Consider the following 20728-nt stretch of genomic DNA (forward strand, 5'->3'; position numbering starts at 1 on the left):
TTCTATTCGTTTAATAAGCGGGTATGCCGCCTCGTCGTGATTCGTTGGGGCAGGCCTTTACGGGGCTAAAATCCTGTTTTCATTCCCGTTTCATCCGCGTTGAGATCATAGGAAACCTCTCATGAAGCTTGATGGTTCGAAGATACTGGTAATTGGCGGTGCAGGTTTTATTGGCAGCTTTGTGGTCGCCGAACTGCTCAAGCATAACGTCGCCGAAGTGGTCATTTATGACAATTTTGCCCGCGGCAAGCACAGCAATATTGCCGAATACCTTAAGGATCCGCGCTGTCGCCTTTACCCCAACGGTGGGGATATCCGCGATATCGACCTGCTGAACGACGCGATGCATGGCATGGACGGGGTCGTGCACCTGGCGGCGATGTGGCTGCTGCATTGCAAGGACTTTCCGCGCACGGCTTTCCACGTCAACATCGAAGGCACGTTCAATGTGCTGGAAGCCTGCGTCAAGAACAATATCAAGCGCCTGGTCTATTCGTCGTCCGCATCGGTCTATGGCGATGCCCTTGAGGTGCCCATGACCGAAGAGCATCCGTTCAACAACCGTAATTTCTATGGCGCCAGCAAGATCGCCGGCGAGGCGATGTGCCATGCGTTCCATGACCGCTATGGCCTGAGCTACGTCGGCCTGCGCTATATGAACGTCTACGGCCCTCACCAGGACCAGACTGCCGCCTATACCGGCGTGATTCCGATCATGCTCAATAAGATCGATGCCAACGAATCGCCCGTCATCAATGGCGATGGAACCCAGGCGTATGACTTCGTGACGGTGCAGGATGTGGCACGCTGCAACGTGCTGGCCTTGAAATCCGACATCGATGATCAGTTCTATAACGTCGGCACTGGCGTGCAGACTACGATCCGCGAGCTTTGCGACACCATTCTGGACCTGCGCAAATCGGATCTGAAGGTGGAGTATCGACCTTACAGCGCGGATGACGCCCGTCGCCTGGTGCAGAATCGTATCGGCTGCCCGAAGAAGGCCGAGCGCGACCTGGGCTTTAAGTATCAGGACAATCTGCGCGATGGCTTGCAGGCACTGATCGATTGGCGCCTTCGTAACGGGGGCGAAGCCTAACGTGTGCGGAATTGCCGGTTTTATTAATCTGAACGGCATCCCCGCAGAACCGGAACTGGTCCGGCGCATGACCGATGCCATCGTGCATCGCGGCCCGGACGGTGAGGGGCAATGGGCCGACGGGCCCATTGCACTGGGGCACCGTCGCCTGGCCATCATCGACTTGACTGTCACGGGCGCTCAGCCCATGCACTCGGTGGATGGGCGCTATATCCTCACCTATAACGGCGAGCTCTACAATTATCGCGAGCTGCGTGCGGAACTCGAGGCGCTTGGGCATCGTTTCCTGTCCACCAGCGACACCGAGGTATTGCTCAGCGCGCTGAGCGCCTGGGGCACTGCGGCCTTGATCCGTTTCAATGGTATGTTCGCCTTTGCCCTTTGGGACAGGCGCGAGCAGACCTTGTTGCTGGCCCGCGACCGCTACGGCATCAAGCCGCTCTATTACGCCCAGGCTGGCGGCGCCTTCGCCTTCGCCTCCGAAGCCAAGGCGATATTGGCACATCCGGGCTTCAGCGCCCGCATGAATCTGCCGGCCTTGCTCGAGTATTTCACGTTCCAGAATCTGTTTACCAGCCAGACTTTGTTCGAGGGCATTTCGATGCTGCCGGCCGGTTGCTGGATGAAGATCGGCAGCCAAGGCCGTAGCCAGATCGAACGTTATTGGGACTACGCCTTCGAGGAGCCCGAAACGCCCCGGACGGAGGAAGACTACCTTGAGGAGCTGGATTTCCTGTTCCAGCGCGCAGTCAGCCGCCAGATGGTATCCGACGTCGAGGTGGGCGCCTATCTCTCGGGGGGCATGGATTCGGGGTCCGTGACGGCATTGGCTTCACGCCACCAGGCCTATATGCGCACATTCACCTGCGGCTTCGACATGACGTCGGCTTCCGGGGTGGAGTTGAATTTCGACGAGCGGGCCGCGGCCGAACGCATGTCCTATCTCTTCAAGACTGAACACTATGAGATGGTCTTGAAAGCCGGGGACATGGAGCGCATCCTGCCGAAGATGGCCTGGCATCTTGAAGAGCCGCGTGTCGGCCAGAGTTATCCCAATTTCTATGTGGCCCAATTGGCCAGCAAGTTCAACAAAGTTGTCCTGGCCGGCACCGGCGGGGATGAGCTGTTCGGTGGTTACCCATGGCGCTATTACCGTGCCGTCGTCAACGATGACTTCGAGCACTACATCGACAAGTACTATGCCTATTGGCAACGGCTGATCCCGAATACCCGCATCAAGCAGGTTTTCGCGCCCGTCTGGAATAGCGTGGGTCATGTCTGGACACGGGATATCTTCCGCGATGTGTTTGCCTCGCATGCGAGCACGCTCACCCGGCCAGAAGACTACGTCAACCACTCGCTCTACCTGGAAGCGAAAACCTTCCTGCATGGTTTGCTCGTCATCGAGGACAAACTTTCGATGGCGCATTCCCTGGAGACACGGGTGCCCTTCCTGGACAACGATCTGGTTGATTTCGCAATGAAGCTGCCCACCAACCTCAAGCTCGGACATTTGAGCGACGTGATCAGGCTGAATGAAAACGATGCTGGGCAGAAGACGGCACGTTATTTCCAGAAAGCCAAGGACGGCAAGCTGCTGTTGCGCAAGATGATGAGCCGCCATGTTCCCCAGGATGTGGTCGAGCGGGAGAAGCAGGGTTTCTCCGCACCTGACGCCAGCTGGTTCAAGGGCGAGAGCATCAACTATGTGCGGGAGCTGCTGCACGACCCGAACGCGCGTATCTACAACTTCCTGGACCGTGCCTCCGTGCAAACGCTCGTCGATGAGCATTTGCAGGGCAAGGAAAACCGGCGCTTGCTGATCTGGTCCTTGCTGAGCGTAGAGAATATGTGCCGCCAATATCTTTGAGTGGCATGCGAAGCCCTGCTCCCGGCTCTGCCGGGAGTCTTCACGGCGGTCTGAGACAGGCCGGCGCGGCCGACAATCAAGCTGTGTTGCGGAAATGATTAAGAACGTTTTGAGTGCAATATCGCCAGTGTCCAACTTTCAGGCGCTGGTAGAAATCTGGCGCACGCTGTTCCAGCAACGTGCCCTGGTGCGCGAGATGACGCGCCGCGAACTCTATGACCAATATGTAGGGCAGGTCCTGGGCGTATTGTGGGTGGTAGGGTACCCGTTTATCCAGATCGCCGTTTATGTCTTTATCTTTGGCTTTGTGTTCAAGGCCAAGATGGGCGGGACGTTGGAAATGCCCCTGGACTATACGGCCTATATTCTGTCGGGTCTGCTGGCATGGGTGGGCTTCCAGCAGGCGCTGGCGCGTTCGGCCACGGCATTGACGAGCCAGACCAACCTGGTGCAGCAAGTCGTGTTTCCGATTGAAGTGCTGCCGGTGCGTGCCGTGCTGTCCAGCTTCACCGGCCAACTCATCGCACTCGGGTTTCTCGTGCTGTACGTGCTCTTCACCCACGGCTCGCTATTCTGGACCTATCTCCTGCTGCCGGTGCTGATCCTGTTCCAATTCATGGCGATGCTGGGTGTGGGCTTTGCGTTGGCCGCGCTCAACCCGTTCTTGCGCGACATCAAGGACTTTGTCACGGTCTATTCGATGATCGGCATTTACGCCCTGCCAGTGGTCTATTCGCCTGAGTGGGTGCCTGCGATGTTCAAGCCCATTATTTATGCCAATCCAGTCAGTTACATGATCTGGTGCTATCAGGATGTGCTGTATTTCGGAAGAATCGCTCATCCCATTGCCTGGGTGGTCTTCCTGCTGGGAGCTCCGATCGCCCTGGCCTTGGGTTATCGCGTCTTCCGCGGTGTGAAGCCTTATGTGGGGAACGTGCTGTGAGTCAAGATCGTCCCATCGTCATCGACGTCCAAAACCTGAGCAAGACGTTCCGCATCTATGACCGGCCGGCGGACCTTTTGATCGAGAAAGTCGGCGGACGAGTCCGCCATCGCCCGTATCACGCCTTGAAGAACGTCAATTTCAAGGTGCACAAGGGCGAAGTGGTGGGTGTAATCGGCCGCAATGGCGCCGGCAAGAGCACCTTGCTGAAGATCCTGGTAGGCACCCTGGATGCTTCCGAAGGCAAGGTGAACATCAACGGCAAGATCTCCGCCATCCTGGAACTGGGTACCGGATTTCACCCAGAATACACGGGCCGGGAAAATATCTACATGGGAGGCATGTGCCTGGGGCTGACGCGCGAGCAGATCGACAAGAAGGTGCAGTCGATTATTGACTTCAGCGAGCTCGAGCGCGTGATCGATCAGCCGTTCAAGACCTATTCCAGCGGCATGAAGGCTCGCCTGACATTTAGCGTCGCCATCAGCGTGGAGCCGGATATTTTCGTTGTCGACGAGGCCCTGGCCGCGGGGGATGCGCCCTTCATCGCGAAGTGCTTTGCGCGCATGGTGGAAATCTGCAGCTCCGGTGCCACCGTCTTCTTCGTGACGCATAGCACGGATCTGGTGCGTCGCTTGTGCACGCGATGCCTGTATTTCAAGGATGGCGAACTCTACCTCGACGGTGACGCCGAGAATATTTCAAGCATCTACGATATGGAAATGCTCGAAATCCAATCCGACTCCATCAAGGAGCAGGAGTCCGGTGCTCGTGGCGGGGAGGGCCCGGCCCATATCGACAGCTTTGTTGTGCTGGATGAAAAGGGGCAGGCCACGAACGGCTTTTTCCAGCACGATGCCCTGCGTTTCAGCATGACAGTGCGTTGCGACGAGCCGGTCGACAACCCGGCCATCTGGCTGAAGTTCACGCGCACGGATGGCATCATGGCCACTTCGTGGCTGAGTCACGAGCCAGAATACATCGATATCGGTGTGTTGCCTCAGGGGGTGAGCCAGATCGATTTGACCATCGATGATCTGCTGCTGGGCGATGGCCATTATGACCTCACGGTTGCGCTTTTTCCAAAGCGCAACAGCAAGGCCGAGACCGCGATCTATGTGGATCCCATGTCAATCTGGGAGAAAACCACCCGCCTGGCCGTGCAGCGCCGCGGCCGGCCGCTGTCGACTTTCTTCGACCAGCCCGTGCGGGTCTCACGTGTCGAGCCCGATGAGCCGGCTCAGGCTGTTGCAGTAAGTACCGCAAGCGTCCAGAACGGATAGGAATTCAAATGGCTGTGTCACAAGAAACGATAGAAGGCCGGGCCAATCTTGGCATCGAGAGGCTGGTGTGTCCGACATGCCGTGGCGATAGGCTGGTATTGGGTGGGGAACGCCTGGTCTGCCAGCAGTGCGGCGGAGTCTTTGAGGTACACCACGGCGCTCCCCATATGGTGGATCTTCGCATGCTGTTGCAGGCCGATCCCCAGGTCATTGGGGGTTGGCATGTGTCACAGCTCAATGGTGATGCATGTTATCAGCAAGGGGATGAGTCCAGCCTGGCGCTGGGCAAACGGGATGATGTGAAGCAAGTCATCCGGGCCCTGGACGTGCGAGGCAAGGACGTGCTGGATATCGGCTCGGGCAGCTATATCGAGCCAGAATATTTCGCTGGTACCGACTACAAGAGCTTGACGGGCCTGGACCCCTTGCCGCCGATGCAGACGCCGCCATTCAAGCTGGTGGGCGGACTATCGGAGTACCTGCCTTTCGCCGACGCCAGTTTCGATGTCGTGACTTTCATCACGTCGTTGGACCACGTCATCGATGTGGACAAGACATTGCGCGAGTGCCGTCGTGTCCTGCGACCGGGTGGAACCGTCCAGATTTGGGTGGAGTTTTCAAACAACCCCGAGCTTGCCGGGACGTTGCCGGCTTATGACCTGCTGCCGACACGGCCACCGCGTCCCGCGCCGGATCCGCTAGCGCAGGCCCGCGAAGATGCGGCGGAATATACTGAGTTTTTGCGACAGGTGGAGGCGGACAGGGCGGCGTATAGCACCTATCTCGTGGATGAGTTCCATTTCCGACATTTTTCGCGCGAAAGCCTGCTCGCGCATTTTGCGGCCGCCGGTCTGGCGTTGACTCAGGATGTCATGATCACTTATGACACCGGGGGATACAACCACGTCATGCATTTCCAGCGTGCCGAAGAGGTGTCCGCAACGCCGGCCGCGACCGGCGCCACGGCGACCCATGAGCAGGTCGAGGCGCTGCGCGCGCATCTCGATAACCGTCTCAATGTCATGCAGGATGTGTTGAACGCGACAAGCACCCACGTCAATCGGTCGGTCGAAGTCCGTGCTGCGAAGCTCAAATGGAAGCTTGCCGGAGCGATGCGCGTGACCAAGCAGCTGGGTGAGCTGCGGCGCATCTATAAAGACATCCTGAAAGCGCCCAAGGTGGAGACGGCGCCAGGCGGTCGACGCATCCTGATGCTGACCATCAGCATGATCGATATCGACCCCCGGATCAACAAGGTGGCGCACAGTCTGGCTCAGGCGGGCTATCACGTCGATATCATGTCCCTGAATTCGGAGCATGGCCCGGATGATGTGATTTTCGAAGATAAGGAGCCGGGCGTGCGCTATGTCCGGGTACGTTGTCCGGAAGCCTATACGCGTTTCTGGGCTGCCTACCAGCCGACGTTCCGCAGGGTGTCCGCCAAGCTGGATTTCGATTTCGTCCACGCCAATGACCTGACGACGCTGGCGACGGCCGCCGCCATTGCGGCGGAGCGAGGATGTCCCTTGGTCTATGACTCGCACGAGATGTGGAGCGAGAATGTCACCTGGGACATGGCGGCGCGCAAGTATGTGGAAATGCCCCTGTGGAAGCGCCGACTGGCCCGCAAGGTAGAAGGGGAGCTGCTCTCCAAGGTGTCCAGTTTTTATTCGGTCAGCCCGTCCATCCTGGATGAGTATCAACGTCGCTATGGCCGCCGCCCCTTGATGCTGGCGAATGTCCCGGACATCGCCGTCCTGGAAACCGCCAATATGGACGTGCCTTCGGTGCGCGAGCTGACCCAATCGGGTGATGAGAAATTCATTACCTTGTATCTGGGGGGGCTGGGTCCGGCTCGCAATATCGAGACGGTAATTGATGCGCACCAATACCTGGACGACAATTTTCTGTTTGTCATTCGTGGCCCGCACGCCGAGCGCTGGGGCGTGGAATACCATGAGCGGGCCAAGAAATTGGGCATTTCCCATCGCATCGCGGTCCTTCCCGGTGTTGGCCGCGATGAGTTGCTCGCCGGCGCCAAGGGCGCGGATTGCGGTGTGGTGATGCTGCGCAATCTGTGCAAGAACTTCTACTGGTTCTATCCGAACAAGTTCTTCGAGTACGCCGCAGCCGGTATTCCTGTCGCCGTGTCCAATTTTCCGGATGTCAGCGCTCATATCCAGCGTGAAGGCAACGGCGTTACTTTTGATCCTCATGATCCGAAGAGCATCGCCGACACGCTGCGCAAGTTGGCGGCGGATCGCCAGGCAGCCCGGGAAATGGGCGAGCGTGGGCGCGCGTCCGTGCTGCGCGAGTACAACTGGGGCCACGCCATTCAGGTGATGGTGTCCGAGTATGACCGTATGAGTGCGAAATGACGGATGGCTGGTTCATACGCCTGCTCGATGCCGCGGCCCAGGAAGGCCGCTGGACGCGCAAGCTGTTCTTCCGGTTCTACTCGGGCATTACGAGCGCCGCGTTCTACCTGACGCTGCTCTTGTATCCGGTGTTCTGCCTCTTGTCCTGGGTGCGCCTGGGCATCCGTAAGCTCTTGCGACTGAAGCCGGCCGTATTGTGGGCAGCCGTGCCTATCCTGAATATCGTCGAGAGCTCGCGGCTGATGCAAAAGCTGGGCTATCGCAGCCGCTCACTGGTATTTACGGTCTATTTCATCACCAATAAGTTCGACCACAATCTGCAGCGCTATACCTATAACCCGATTGCTTCGCCGCTATTGCCGAACTTCGTGTTTCTATGGTCGCTCCTGCGTTTTGACGTCTACCAGTTTTTTTATGATGGCGGCCTGTGGTCGGGCATGAAGATCGTGCCGCGTGCGCGTTGGCTGGAGTTTCCTCTGCTGCGCCTGGCGGGCAAGCGCATTGTTGCCAATGCCTACGGCGCTGATGTGCGCACGCGCTTGCGCGATGAGATGTGGCGTCCGTGGAATCTTTGCATGGAATGCCCCGAGCCGGGCAAGCATTGCCTTTGCGAGGATCATGCCGGGATCGTCAACACCAAATACTACCGCGATTGGTGCAACGAACTCATTGCGATGGGAGACATGCACGATTACGTCTATGGCAGCCGGCCTGATTTCGTGCATTGGCCCATCGATGTGAACGCTGTTGCCTATGTGGGTGCGCAACCACAGCGCGGCCGTGTGGTTGTCGCGCATTCACCGAATCATCGTCATTTCAAGGGCACGCGGTTTATCGAGGCCGCGGTGGCGGCGCTGCGCGAGAAGGGCTACGACGTCGAGCTCGACATCATCGAGCGTGTCTCCAACGATGAGGCCAAGAGACGGTATGCGGCGGCCGATATCGTGTTCGCCCAATGCATCCTGGGCTGGCCAGGATTTACCGAGATCGAGGCCATGGCGGCCGGAAAGCCGGTGCTGACCTATGTGCGCGACGAAGAGCGCTATCTCGCGCATGTGCCCGGCTGGGCGCCGATCAGCGTGACGCCGGACAATGCCCAGGACGTGCTGGAAGGCTTGCTGCGCGATCCGGAACGACGCGCCGAACTGGGCCGCCAAGGGCGGGCGCATGTCGAGAAATACTGGTCATACGAGGCCTGTGCGCCTTCCTATATTGCGCTGCACGACAAACTCTGGCGCCAGAATGGCCTGGGCGCGGTCTTGCGCGCCAAGCGCCGCGACATCCGGCTAGGCGAGGAGCAGCCGCGTCTGGGCAAAGGGCTGGCTGACGGCGAGCTGCCCGTTTGGACAGATCCGGCAATTGCCCTGGATCGGGTCAACTGGGGGCTGTACGGCCAACCGGTGTGGGATGACGAGGGATTGTTGCAGGTCAATACTGGCCTGCATTTTCAGCGCCATCTGGGGGTGATCGCGAAGTTTGCGATCGACAGTCATCATGCAATGGCCATTGCCGCCGACGCGCCGCTGGAGCAGGCTTTGCGCCGCCATGTCGACTGGCTTCGGCAGGTGGCGCGCGACGGCTCGCTGCGCGATATGGCCTTTATGGCGGCCCACGGCGGCTCGCTGGCGCGGGTGCCGGAGGCGCCGCAGCGTACCCAGGCCAGCCGCATGTTGGCCTATGCGGCCCTGATGCTGGCGCATGCCCGATATGGTGTTGACCAAGGTTATGCCGAGGCGGCGCAGGAGGTGCTGGCCAGCGCCTTGGATCGTAGCAGTCCGACCTGTGCGTTGCACGAAGGTGAGAATGGCGCATCATTGCTCCATGAGGGAGACGAGATCGGCCAGGCCCAGCTGCCCAGCCTCGCCCTGACCGCGATTGTCCTGGCTTCGGTACCTGGCCAGGAAGCCTTGGCGCGCGAGACGGCGCATCGGGCCGCCAGCCTGCTTGCCGGCGCCAATCTTGACCAGCTTGTTGCCACACGCCGCTTCGGTGTTTCGGACTTCTTTGACGAGGTCTATTTTGTCGCGGTCTGCATGCGGGCTTTAGGGCGCCAGTGGCAGCGCGAAGATCTCGCGCGGTTGGGAGACGCGACGCTGCGCACGCTCGCCAAGCGGCGCTGGCGCAATTTCCTGCGCTTTATCGCGCCCCTGTGAAAAAGAGGACAGGCATGCTGAAGGTGCTTCATTCGCCCGTCAACATCGGCAACCAGCCTTGGGCGCTGTCTCGTGCCGAGCGGGAGTTGGGCTGCAAGAGCGACGTGGTCGTCAATTACGGAACCTGGGTGGGATTTCCCCATGACCGTTGCCTGTCCGCGTACGGCAAAAAGGGTAGGGTCGACACCTTGCGCCGGGCCGGGTTCGCCATGTCGGCGCCGCTGCGCTACGACGTCTTGCACTATTACTTTGGCCGTACGTTGATGTGTTGGGATGACCGAGGGCTGCGCGACGACAAATGGTATATGGATCTGCGACTGGCGCGGCGACTGGGACGGAGAACCTTCATGACGCTGCAGGGCTGTGACGTCCGCCTGGCCCGCAAGTCCGACCAGCGCAATACCGTTACCATGTGTCGCCAAGGGGCGTGCGGCGCGTATGAGGCCTGTGTGTCAAGCTACGATGAGCAACGCGAATGGCTGGTCGACAACATCCTGCCTCAGTTGGACGGGGTGTTCTTCCTCAATCCCGAGTTGGGTCATTCGCTCAAAGGCGGGGGATCGTTTCTGCCCTATGCCACGGTCGACTGGCGCGATTTTCAGCCGATCCCGCCGTCGACCGAGGGCGTGATCCGCATTGTCCATGCCCCCAGCGATACCGGCATCAAAGGCACGCCGCTGATCGAGGCCGCCATCGAGAAGCTGAAGGAGCGTTTCCCAATCGAGTATATCCAGGTGCATGGCAAGACCCACGACGAAGCTATGGCGCTCTACCGAAGCGCGGATATCGCCATCGACCAGGTGCTGTTGGGCTGGTATGGCGCTTTTGCGGTCGAGATGATGGTTATGGGCAAGCCCGTCATGTGCTATATCCGCGAAGAGGATCTGGGCTTTATTCCGCCGCAAATGAATGATGAAATGGCGCTATTGCGTGTCCATCCGCATAGCCTGGAAGAAGACATCGCCCGTATCCTGGAGCAACGCGCGCAATGGCCCGAATGGTCCCGGCGCTCACGCCAATATGTCATCGACTGGCATGACCCGCGTCGGATCGCCGCGGCCATGCTGAATACCTACCAGAGCAAGGGATTTGAATTCGACCTGCAAGCGGTGCGGGCCTCCGCTCCGAGGGAGTAGAAATGAGTAAACGAATTTGCCTGATGGGCAACCGGCAGCTCGCCACCGACAGTCTTCGGTTGTTGCGAGAGCGATTCCCCGAGACGCCGTTGCTGGTGGTGCTCAATCCATCGGACGACGGCGTTGACGGGCCCGGCGGCACTTCCTTGCGGCGCTTGGTCGAAGAGGCCGGCATTGCGCATATCCAACCCAAGCATGTGAAATCCGCCGAGGCAAGGGAACAACTGGCGGCATTTGCGCCCGACCTGATCCTGTCGTGTTCATATGAGAAGATCGTGCCTGAGGAGGTCATCCGTATTCCCAAGGATGGGGCCCTCAATGTGCATTATGCGGCATTGCCCCTGAATCGTGGATGTTTTCCCGTGGTATGGACGATCGCTAGCGGCGAGGCGGAGCTGGGCGTCACCTTGCATGAAATGACGCCGGGCATCGATGACGGCCCGATCCTGGCTCAGCGGCGCCTGCCATACCAAGAAGGCATGACCGCCGGCGAGGCCTACCGCGCATGCGCTCAGGCTGCGGTCCAGATGGTGGGTGATTTCCTGACCCGCTACATTTCGGACGGCGTATATGGCCGCCAGGCGCAGAATGAAGCGGCCGCGACCTATCATTCCTCCGTTCATCCCTATGAGCGGTGGATACCCTGGCACCGGGGTGCGACGGAGGTTGCCAGGGTGATCAACGCCCTGACCTATGTGCCGCATCCTTCCGGCCGGACCTGCGCGGGCGCGGAGGGCAAAGAAATCGGTCTGCTCGGACCGGCGTTTGCCGTCAACCGCCAGGATCTCGCCCCCGGGCAGGTCGAACTGCTAGCCGACAGTGCTTTTATTGGCACGGCCGATGGCGCCGTGCGTGTGACCTTGGCTCGCGTGGGTGACGCCGCGGTGCCTGTTTCCAACGTCTTGAGCGGCGTCGCGTCCGTGACAAGTCCCTATCGAGAGATCTACCCGCAATGATCTGCCTGACCTACGACACCGACTACATGACTCCGGAGGGGATGCGCCAGTTTTTTGATACGGTGCCGTTTCCGGGGCAGGGCACGTTCTTTCTCTGGAAACCGTTTCCTGCCACGGCGTGGCATGGGCACGAAATCCAACCGCATCCTTATGTTGCCGACCTGACCCGATTCGGCAGCGATTTACAGGCGTTCAGCGCTTCGCTGGAGCTGCCGCACGCGCCTCAGGGCGTGCGTACCCATTCTTGCGTGTATTCTCACATGGTGGGTATTGAACTCTACAAGCAAGGCTATCGCTATGCCAGCATGACTTCGCCGCTGTATGAGTTGGGCCTGCGGCCCTATCGGCATCCCTGGGGCATATGGGAAATGCCGATCTACTACATGGACAATATGGATTTCTGCACACCGGGCAACTGGCCCGAGTTGGCGCACAAGCCCTTCTCGACAGAAATCTTTGAGCGCGCGCTGGACAATGAAGGGCTGTATGTCTTTGATTTCCACCCGCTGCACATCGCCCTGAATACGACCTCCTACGAGGCTTATCAGGACGTCAAGGCTGCGATCGGCCGGGGAGAGGATCCATTCTCGCTGCGTATGCCGGGACGCGGCGTGGCGACTTATTTCAATGAACTGTGCGAGGCCATGGACAAGCGCGGCGTCAAGAGCGTCACACTCAGCCAGGCCCTGGATCATCATCTTCAGGGCAAGCAAGGGGCCTGAATCATGTGCGGCATCGCGGGTATCGCCGGGCTGCGGCCCAGCGCCGAGCAACTCAAGAACATGGCCGACGCGATGATTCATCGCGGACCCGATGACGAAGGTTTTTTCATTGGAGAACAGGCCGGGCTGGCGTTTCGCCGCCTGTCCATCGTGGATCTCGCGGGCGGCCATCAGCCCATGAGCGATGCCGAACAATCGGTGTGGGTGGTCTTCAACGGCGAAATCTACAACCATATGGAGTTGCGCCGCGCCCTTATTGATGCCGGCCACCGTTTCCGGACGGATCATTCAGACACGGAAGTCTTTGTCCATGGCTGGAAGGCTTGGGGCACGGAGCTGTTCTCTAAACTGAACGGCATGTTTGCGGTTGCCATATGGGATGTGCGCGCGCGCACGCTGGTGCTGGCACGCGACCGTTATGGCATCAAGCCGCTGCACTACGCCATTGCGCCGTCTGGCGCGCTGGTCTTTGGCTCCGAGATCCGTACCGTACTGGCCAGCGGGCTGATAGCGCAAAGGCCGAGTGTGGACGGCATCCTTGAGTATTTTTCGGTACAGAATCTCTGGGACGGCCGCACGATGTTCGATGGGGTGCAATACCTCGAGTCGGGCACGATGCTGATACGCGGCCCGCAAGGCATGCGCAAGGAGCGATACTGGGATTTGTCCTTTCCGCGTTCGGCGCGCGGAAGCATGGACGATCTTGCCCGGCAGCATCGGGAGATCCTCATGCGCACCCTGCAGCGTCAGATCGCCGCTGACGTGCCCGTCATGACTTATTTGTCTGGCGGTATCGACTCGACGGCTTTGTCGGTGGGCGCCTACCAGCTGGATCCCAAGGTCAGGGCCTATAGCTGCATCTTTGACCTGGACAGCGTGGGTGACGACAAAGTGGCCGACGAGCGCGAGTACAGCCGGCTGGTTGCCCAGACCTACAAGATGGACAGAGTCGAGATGACGGTGCCGGCCACCGCGCTGGAGGGTTGCCTGGACGGCTACGTGACCTCGCTGGAAGATCTGCGCATGGGCATGGGCTATGTCAATTACTTGATTGCGCAACGTGTCGCGCAGGACGCCAAAGTCGTGCTGTCTGGCACCGGGGGGGATGAGTACCATGCCGGCTATGTGGGACGCTACAAGATATTGGGTTTGACAGAACCCGAAGCTGATCCCGTGCAGGCGGGCGGTCCCAGCCTGATGCGCCGCGTCGCCCAGCGCCTGCTGGCCTGGCGTCGAGGTCGGGGTGAGTCCGCCAGCAGGCCCCCCACACGCCAGGAGATTTACCGCGCCGTTCTGAATTCGGTGCTGAGTCCGGCCGCCCTGAAAGAGGCGTTTACACCGGAGTTCCTTGCGCAGTCCAAGGGCTACGATCCGATTGAACGCATCGATGCATGGATTGCCCGTACGCCTTCGGACGACTGGTTTGACAAAGTTTTTTATGTGGACGCCCACACTTACCTCGAGGGCCTGCTGACCTTCGAGGACAAGGTGTCGATGGCACATTCGCTCGAAGCCCGCGTGCCCTTGCTGGACAATGAGCTGGTCGACTTTGTGCTGGACCTGCCCAAGGAATATCTGGCCCGTGGAGATGTGGGCAAGATCATTTTCCGCGAGTCGGTCAAGCCATGGGTGCCGGATCAGATCTATAACAAGCCCAAGATGGGCTTCGGTCCACCGGATGCTTCCTGGTATCGCAAGCAGCTCAGGCCCTGGATCGAAAGTGAGCTCGCACCAGACAAACTGGCGCGCCAGGGTGTGCTGCGTCCCGAGTATGTGCGGTCGGTTCTTGACCGGCATTTTTCCAATCAGGCCAACAACACCTATCTGATCTGGTCGTTTTTGAATTTCAACGCGTGGTGTCGCGGCTTTTCTTTTTACGGATAGAGCATCATGCACGTTCTTGTCAGCGGCGCCAGCGGATTCGTCGGACGCGCCACGGTGGCCTGGCTGCAACAGCAAGGCTACGAGGTGACCGCCATTGTGCGCAAGCAGAGCGATGACTTGCCGGTCGAGCAATGGATCTGGAATCTGGGCCATGAGCCTGCACCCCAGAATCGGCCGCAAGGCATCGATACGGTTCTGCACCTGGCACAGTCGCGCAACTACCGGGCTTTTCCGGGAGATGTGGACGAAATGTTCAAGGTCAACGTCGCCGGCGCGCAGCAGTTGCTGACGCTGGCGGACAGCCTGGGAGTCGCGCGCTTTTGCCTGATGTCCACGGGGTCGGTGTACGAACCCTACGCCGGGGCCATGACTGAGGACGAGCGGGTCGCCCCGGCGGGCTATCTCGGCGCGAGCAAGCTTGCCGCCGAGGTGCTGGCCCGGGCTTATGCTGGTCGTTTCAAGTTATCCATTCTGCGCCTGTTCTTCCCCTACGGCCCCGGGCAGGTCAATCGCCTGATACCGGACCTGGTCAACCGGGTCGCCAAACAAGAGACCATTCAGCTCTCGGCGGATGGCCAAGGTCTGGCCATCGCCCCGTTGCATGTGAATGACGTGGTCGCACTTACCGGACGCGCGCTGCGTGAATCATGGGAAGGCATCTACAATCTTGCCAGCCCTGAAGTGATGACGCTGCGCGAGATCACCGAAGAGATCGGCCGCCAGCTGGGCGTGGCCCCGAAGTACGAGCTCACGGAGCGGGCTGCGCAGCGGATATCGCCTAGTCTGGCGGCGCTGCGGGGCAAGGCGCCGGATCACGCATTTACGCCTTTTGCCTCCGGTGTCACGGGGATGTTGCCCGTGTTGAACGGCTAGCGACAGGCATGAAGCGGACCCTGATCAAGCTACTGCGCGTCACGCTTGACGGCCTACTGTTGCTGCCCGTGGCGGCGGCTCTGGCTCTGGCCTGGGTGTTGCGCTCCCGTAGGGGTCCGCAGGACAGACCGCGGCTGCTATGGCAGTCCACACCCATCAAATCGCTGACCTATATGGCGCGCGCCATGCGCGAGGCAGGCTATGAGAGCGATACCGCGGTGGTGGATCTTTATCGTATAAACCGGCGCGAAGATTTTGACCACGTGCTCGTGCCGCAGGCAGGTGGGATAATCGGTGCATGGCAACGGCGCCTGATGGCATATGGCTTCTTCTTCAAGGCGCTGCGCAATTACGACGTATTTTTTTGTTATTTCGATGGCGGCGTGTTGCGCCAGACGCCATTGGCGCGTTGGGAGTTTGCCTTGCTCAAGGCGTTTGGCAAGAAGCTCGTCCTGCTGCCTTATGGAAGCGACGCTTTTGTCTATGACACCTTGGGTGTTCCTGTCTGGCGGCACGGCTTGATGATGAGTTACCCAGGCCTGGGAAATCGGGCACAGGAGATTCAGCAGCGGTTGCGCCGTAGCGTCGTGCATGCAGACGTCGTACTGGGATGCCTGGCGCATTTTGCCAATCTGCCGCGTTGGGACATGCTGCCGCTGACATGCTACCCAGTGGATACGCAGGCTATCCAACCTGCTGCCTGGCCCACGACTCAGGGGCCTATCCGGATCGCCCATGCCGCCAATCATAGGGGAGTCAAGGGCACGGAGTTCCTGTTGCGGGCTGTGCGGGACCTTGTGGCGGAAGGACACCCCATCGAGCTGGATCTTATCGAGGGCGTGTCTAACGAAGAGGCGTTGGCGCGCATCGCGCGGGCGGATCTGTATGTGGACCAGCTCGTGATGGGCTATGCCCTTGCCGCCCAGGAGGCCATGGCTTTGGGACGGGTGGTGCTGAGTCCTGTGGATGGCACGTCTGAAACAGAACTGTTTCGGACATATTCGTATCTAGATGAGTGTCCCATCGTGTCGGCCAACCAGCGCAATATCAAGAGTGTGCTGCTGGAGCTGATCGGGCGGCGCGCAGACTGGGCACGGCTAGGCCAGGCGTCGCGACGCTTCGTCGAAAAGCGGCATTCCTATGCAGCCAGCGCGGCCATGTATGAAGCTGTGCTGGATCGTGTCTGGCGCGGCAAAGATGTGGACCTGATCAATTACTTTCATCCCATACTCGAGTCCAGGCATGACTGAAGTAAATCCCCTGAGTGTGGTGCATGCGCCGACAACGGTCGGCGGCAATCCTCAGGGCCTTAGCCGCGCGCTGAACCGCCTGGGCTGCAAGAGTGTCGCGTTGGCGGCAGATCAGAATTATCTGCGCTACGAAACCGATATCGTGCTGAATCAGCCCGGTGATGGGAAATGGCGGCGCGAACGCAAGCGCTGGCATGCGATTTTCCGCATCCTGCCCAAGTTCGACGTGGTGCACTACAACTTCGGCACGACGGTGGCGCAACCGCACCAATGGCAGATGACCGGTTTCGCCCGGCCCTGGCATCGTATTGCCTACTGGTTACGCGCCAAGTACCTTTGGGGACTTCAGTACCTGGAGCTGGCCAGTTTGCGCCGGCGTGGCATCCCGATATTCATGACCTATCAAGGTGACGATGCGCGTCAAGGCGCGTATCAGCGCCAGAATTTTGAGATCCACATTGCCAGCCAGGTCGGACCGCAGTATTACAGCGCCGCGAGCGATCGCTTCAAGCAGGCGTCCATACGCCGTATGGACGCTTGGTGTGACATGATCTACGCGCTCAATCCGGACCTTCTGCGGGTATTGCCCGCGCGCACGCGCTTCCTGCCATATGGCCATGTTTTCCTCGATGAGTGGTTGCCCGTCTACAACCAGCGGGAGGACAGGCCCTTACGCATCGTCCATGCACCCAGTCATCGCGGAGTCAAGGGCACGGAGCTGGTCTTGGCCGCGCTGGAGCGCCTCAAGGCGCAGGGCTACCACTTCGAATTGATCCTGGTCGAGAACATGGCCAATGCCCAGGCGCGCCTGGAATATGAGCGCGCAGATGTGCTGGTGGATCAGTTGTTTGCAGGGTGGTATGGCGGCCTAGCCGTAGAACTGATGGCCTTGGGCAAGCCGGTGATCGTCTATATACGAGATGAGGACCTGGCCTATCTGCCGGAAGGTATGGCGCAGGACTTGCCGTTCATCCGCTCACGGCCCGATGAGATCGAGCAGACGCTGCGAGCTGTCCTGGAAATGCCGCGCAAAGACCTGCACGCGCGAGCCCTCGCCAGCCGGGCCTTTGTCGAGAAATGGCATGATCCCATGCGTATTGCAGCAGGCTTGATCGAGGACTATCGTAGCGCTGTGGCGTCAAGGCTGAACCGCGCATAGCGTCAGCCATCTCTGGAAATTCACCCAACGCCAGGCTTGCCAGGAAAAGGGTAGTTGGCCTTGCATCATTGCGTCGAAGCGTTCCAGCACACGGGGACGATGCAGGAAGGGGATATCGGGCCCGGCTTGCAGCCACGAACGTAATTGCGGCCGCAAGGCGGTCAGCCAGGCTTTCTCCGGCGTGGCAAAGCCGATTTTGTCGGGTCGGTCCAGTATGGCGTCGGGAACCAGGCCGCGCAGAGCATGACGCATGAGTCGCTTGGTCTGGCCGTTGGCCGCAAGATGGAAATCCTCCGGCAGGCCAAGCAGGAAGTTGGCCAGCGGCAGCGTCAGAAAGGGCACGCGGCTCTCCAGGCTGAAACGCATGGAGTTTCGATCGCCGTGCCGTAGCAGGGCGCCCAGGCCATCGTCCTGTAGGGCACGGGCCATGGCTCCCATCAATTGGCGGCCCCGAGGGATGCGCAAGCTCTCCAGGGGGGCGGCCGCGGCCACGCCGGCTTCCCGCAACACCTGCCGGTCCAACCAGTCGGGAGTCGGCGCGAACGCTTGGCGCAGGGCCGCCAGCGCCTTGGGGCTCAAGGTCAGGGCGATGGCTTGTGCCCACATATTGCGGGCATTGCGGCCCAGCCGCGCTTGAGCGGCGCCGTGACGCATGGCCTCAGCGAAATGGCCGGCGCCCAGCAGGCTGGCAAGCCTTTGCATGGGATAGCCTTCGTAGCCGGCCAGCAACTCATCGGCGCCCTGGCCCTCCAGTGTCACGACGATGCCATGTTCGCGTGCCAGCTTGAAGATCCGATACTGGGAATAGATGCTGGTGCTGCCGAAAGGCTCGCCCTGGCAGCGGACCAGTTCATCGAGGTCGGCGGCCAGTTCAGGCGCGTCCAGTGTCAGCGAATGGCCGACTGCGCCGCAGTGGCCATTGACCAGTTCCACCCAGCGGGCTTCCGAATTTGGCGGGGGGGCGATATAGCTGAAGGTGTGAATCGGCAAACCAGGTTCAAGATGACGCATGGCGCATACGATGGCCGAGGAGTCCAGTCCGCCGGATAGCGCGGCACCTACCGGCACGTCGCTGCGCAGGTGCAGACGTACGCTGTCCAGAAAGCCGGCCCGGAATTGTTCGGCGGCCTGTTCGAAGCTGCCTTCGAAGCGGCGCGAAACCTCGGGCCGCCACCAGCGTTCTTGCGCGAGTATCTTCCCTGTGGACAAGTCATGGCGCAGCAACGATCCAGGGGCCAACTGGACGATGCCATCGATAAAGCTGCGCTGCCCATGGTCATAACGCCCGAGGCTCAAATAGTCATAAGCCTGTTGCCAGTCCAGTTTGTTCAGCAGCGGATCAAGGACGCGGACCGCTGGCAGTTCCGAAGCGAAGACCAAGCGTTGCGCGTCGAGGCTGTAGTAGAGCGGCTTGATGCCAAAGGCATCGCGCGCCAATACCAACTGGGTCGTGCGCTCGTCGTAAAGCGCAAAAGCGAACATGCCGACGAAGCGGGTCAGGCAACGCTCTCCCCATTGAAGCCACGCCGCCAGCAAGACTTCGGTATCAGTATCGGTATCAAAGACCTGACCAGCCGCGGCCAGGGTCTGGCGCAACTCGCGGTAGTTGTAGATCTCGCCGTTGAAGACGATATGCAGACCGGCCCGTCGCATGGGCTGATGGCCCGCGCTGGTGAGATCGATAATGGAGAGCCGATTGTGGCCCAGGGCCAAGTTGCCAGCCCCGGCGGCAAACAAGGCTTGGCCGTGGTCGTCCGGGCCGCGGTGGGCCAGCGAGCGCAGGGCCGAGGTGAGCCGAGTTTCCGGAAAGGCGCCATCGCGCCACCAACCGCCGAGGATTCCACACATGTCCGAATGACCCCGGATTGGTGCAAGCACAGACCGGGATAGGGCCGAAGTTGCCGGGAGGGTAGTGATGTTATCATGGCCTCGATTTGGCGCCGTCTTTCGGTCCGTGCGATGAGAATTGCCTATTTGACCTACGAAGTACCGGACGGCAGATCCGGCGTCGCAAAGAAAATAACTGCGCAATCGCGATACTGGCGAGAGCAAGGCCACGAGGTCAGGCACTTTGTCTTGGCTACGCCTCGACCGGACGAAACATCGTCCATTACATTCCTGGTATCGCGACCGGTGCGCCCGCCGATGCTGGCTGCCGCCCTGGCCAACGAGACGACCCGCCGTGCCTTGCACGACTGGCGGCCGGACATCGTCTATGTGCGTCAGATGCTTTGGTGGCCTGGTGCGGTGGCGGCCCTGGACGCCGCTCCCCTGGTCATCGAATACAACTCCATTGCGCGTCACGAGTATCGTGCCGTTTCTTCCCTGAAGTACGCGATTGAATGCTTTTCGCGCGGCTTTCTGCCGCGGGCCGCGCGCGGTGTGATCGCGGTGACTCGGGAGCTGGCGCAGGATGTACCAGCCACCGAGGCAAGACGGATCGTCGTCAGCAATGGCTATGACCTGGCCAAGGTCCGGCCTCGCGTGCCGCCGCAGCATGCGCGCCCCCAGCTGTTGCTGGTCGGGTCCCCCGGGCAATCATGGCATGGTGTGGACAAGGTGCTGCGGCTGGCCCATCTTTTGCCTGAATTTGATTTCCATCTCGTGGTGCCGCAATTGTCCATCAACGGGCCGGACAATCTGTTCTGCCATGGAGCGCTTTATGGCGAGGATCTGGTCAAGCGTTATGAGCAGACCGATGTGGCCCTGGGCACGTTGGCGCTGCATCGAAAAAACATGCGCGAGGCGGCGCCCTTGAAAACCCGCGAGTGTCTGGCTTACGGGATACCGGTCATCGGTGGTTACGATGATGCAGACCTCGATGGAGCCGGGTATTGGCTGAACATCGGCAATACCGAGCACAATGTGGAGCAGGCGGTTCAGCCGATACGGGAATTCGTCCAGTCCTGGCGTGGCCGTTTGCCCGATCGCAACGATGTCGAGCGTCGCGTGGGCTACGCTGGCAAGGAATCGCAGCGTCTGGCTTTTTTGGAGCAGGTGGTCCGGGATGGCCGGTAGCAAA

15 protein-coding genes are annotated in these 20728 nt (G+C 60.0%); 14 read left to right on the forward strand and 1 reads right to left on the reverse strand.

Translation table 11 applies throughout. The annotated features are described in order from the left end of the window. Positions 1-121 precede the first annotated feature (121 nt). The 13 genes from AXA74_RS06620 to AXA74_RS06680 all read left to right on the forward strand — a co-directional run bounded on the left by AXA74_RS06620 (position 122) and on the right by AXA74_RS06680 (position 17706). Positions 122-1099: an NAD-dependent epimerase/dehydratase family protein gene (locus tag AXA74_RS06620; protein WP_032979231.1), complete on the forward strand. Its 978-nt coding sequence runs from the start codon at positions 122-124 to the stop codon at positions 1097-1099. 1 nt (position 1100) lies between these two features. After that, on the forward strand, positions 1101-2969 hold the full coding sequence (gene asnB / locus AXA74_RS06625; RefSeq protein ID WP_032979230.1) for an asparagine synthase (glutamine-hydrolyzing): 1869 nt from the start codon (positions 1101-1103) through the stop codon (positions 2967-2969). Positions 2970-3096: 127 nt separating this feature from the next. After that, entirely contained in the window at positions 3097-3912 is an 816-nt protein-coding gene (locus AXA74_RS06630; protein WP_223850476.1) for an ABC transporter permease, read from the forward strand. Further along, positions 3909-5195 carry an ABC transporter ATP-binding protein gene (locus AXA74_RS06635; RefSeq protein ID WP_051593965.1) on the forward strand — a complete coding sequence of 429 codons (1287 nt, stop codon included), beginning with the start codon at positions 3909-3911 and terminating at the stop codon, positions 5193-5195. The genes AXA74_RS06630 and AXA74_RS06635 overlap by 4 nt, the downstream gene beginning before the upstream one ends. Before the next feature lie 182 nt (positions 5196-5377). Beyond that, a complete protein-coding gene (locus AXA74_RS06640; RefSeq protein WP_158333018.1) occupies positions 5378-7573 on the forward strand; it encodes a glycosyltransferase in 2196 nt (731 codons plus the stop codon). Continuing rightward, entirely contained in the window at positions 7570-9726 is a 2157-nt protein-coding gene (locus tag AXA74_RS06645; RefSeq protein ID WP_032979227.1) for a glycosyltransferase family protein, read from the forward strand. The genes AXA74_RS06640 and AXA74_RS06645 overlap by 4 nt, the downstream gene beginning before the upstream one ends. Positions 9727-9740: 14 nt before the next feature. Next, on the forward strand, positions 9741-10862 hold the full coding sequence (locus AXA74_RS06650) for a glycosyltransferase (RefSeq protein ID WP_032979226.1): 1122 nt from the start codon (positions 9741-9743) through the stop codon (positions 10860-10862). A gap of 2 nt (positions 10863-10864) precedes the next feature. Continuing rightward, positions 10865-11818 (forward strand): methionyl-tRNA formyltransferase, encoded by a 954-nt coding sequence (locus tag AXA74_RS06655; protein WP_032979225.1) that lies wholly within the window; start codon positions 10865-10867, stop codon positions 11816-11818. Further along, positions 11815-12540 (forward strand): polysaccharide deacetylase WbmS family protein, encoded by a 726-nt coding sequence (locus AXA74_RS06660; protein ID WP_032979224.1) that lies wholly within the window; start codon positions 11815-11817, stop codon positions 12538-12540. The genes AXA74_RS06655 and AXA74_RS06660 overlap by 4 nt, the downstream gene beginning before the upstream one ends. A gap of 3 nt (positions 12541-12543) precedes the next feature. Next, positions 12544-14424, forward strand: a complete 1881-nt coding sequence (gene asnB, locus AXA74_RS06665; RefSeq protein ID WP_032979223.1) for an asparagine synthase (glutamine-hydrolyzing) — start codon at positions 12544-12546, stop codon at positions 14422-14424. A gap of 6 nt (positions 14425-14430) precedes the next feature. Next, positions 14431-15297, forward strand: coding sequence for an NAD-dependent epimerase/dehydratase family protein (locus AXA74_RS06670; protein ID WP_051593964.1), 867 nt, complete (start codon positions 14431-14433; stop codon positions 15295-15297). A gap of 8 nt (positions 15298-15305) precedes the next feature. Next, positions 15306-16547, forward strand: coding sequence for a glycosyltransferase family protein (locus AXA74_RS06675; RefSeq protein WP_048939712.1), 1242 nt, complete (start codon positions 15306-15308; stop codon positions 16545-16547). Continuing rightward, the gene (locus AXA74_RS06680) at positions 16540-17706 is read left to right on the forward strand and encodes a glycosyltransferase family protein (RefSeq protein ID WP_032979222.1); all 1167 of its coding nucleotides are present in this window, start codon (positions 16540-16542) and stop codon (positions 17704-17706) included. Before AXA74_RS06675 ends, AXA74_RS06680 begins: the two co-directional genes overlap by 8 nt. Here the strand turns inward: AXA74_RS06680 and asnB (AXA74_RS06685) are convergent. Further along, a complete protein-coding gene (asnB, locus tag AXA74_RS06685; RefSeq protein WP_032979221.1) occupies positions 17686-19554 on the reverse strand; it encodes an asparagine synthase (glutamine-hydrolyzing) in 1869 nt (622 codons plus the stop codon). The genes AXA74_RS06680 and asnB (AXA74_RS06685) overlap by 21 nt on opposite strands. Before the next feature lie 111 nt (positions 19555-19665). On the opposite strand from asnB (AXA74_RS06685), the gene AXA74_RS06690 reads away from it, so the two are divergent. Next, on the forward strand, positions 19666-20724 hold the full coding sequence (locus tag AXA74_RS06690) for a glycosyltransferase (RefSeq protein ID WP_032979240.1): 1059 nt from the start codon (positions 19666-19668) through the stop codon (positions 20722-20724). Positions 20725-20728 lie beyond the last annotated feature (4 nt).

The sequence above is a fragment of the Bordetella hinzii LMG 13501 genome, from assembly GCF_001548475.1.
Lineage (GTDB): Bacteria > Pseudomonadota > Gammaproteobacteria > Burkholderiales > Burkholderiaceae_B > Bordetella > Bordetella hinzii.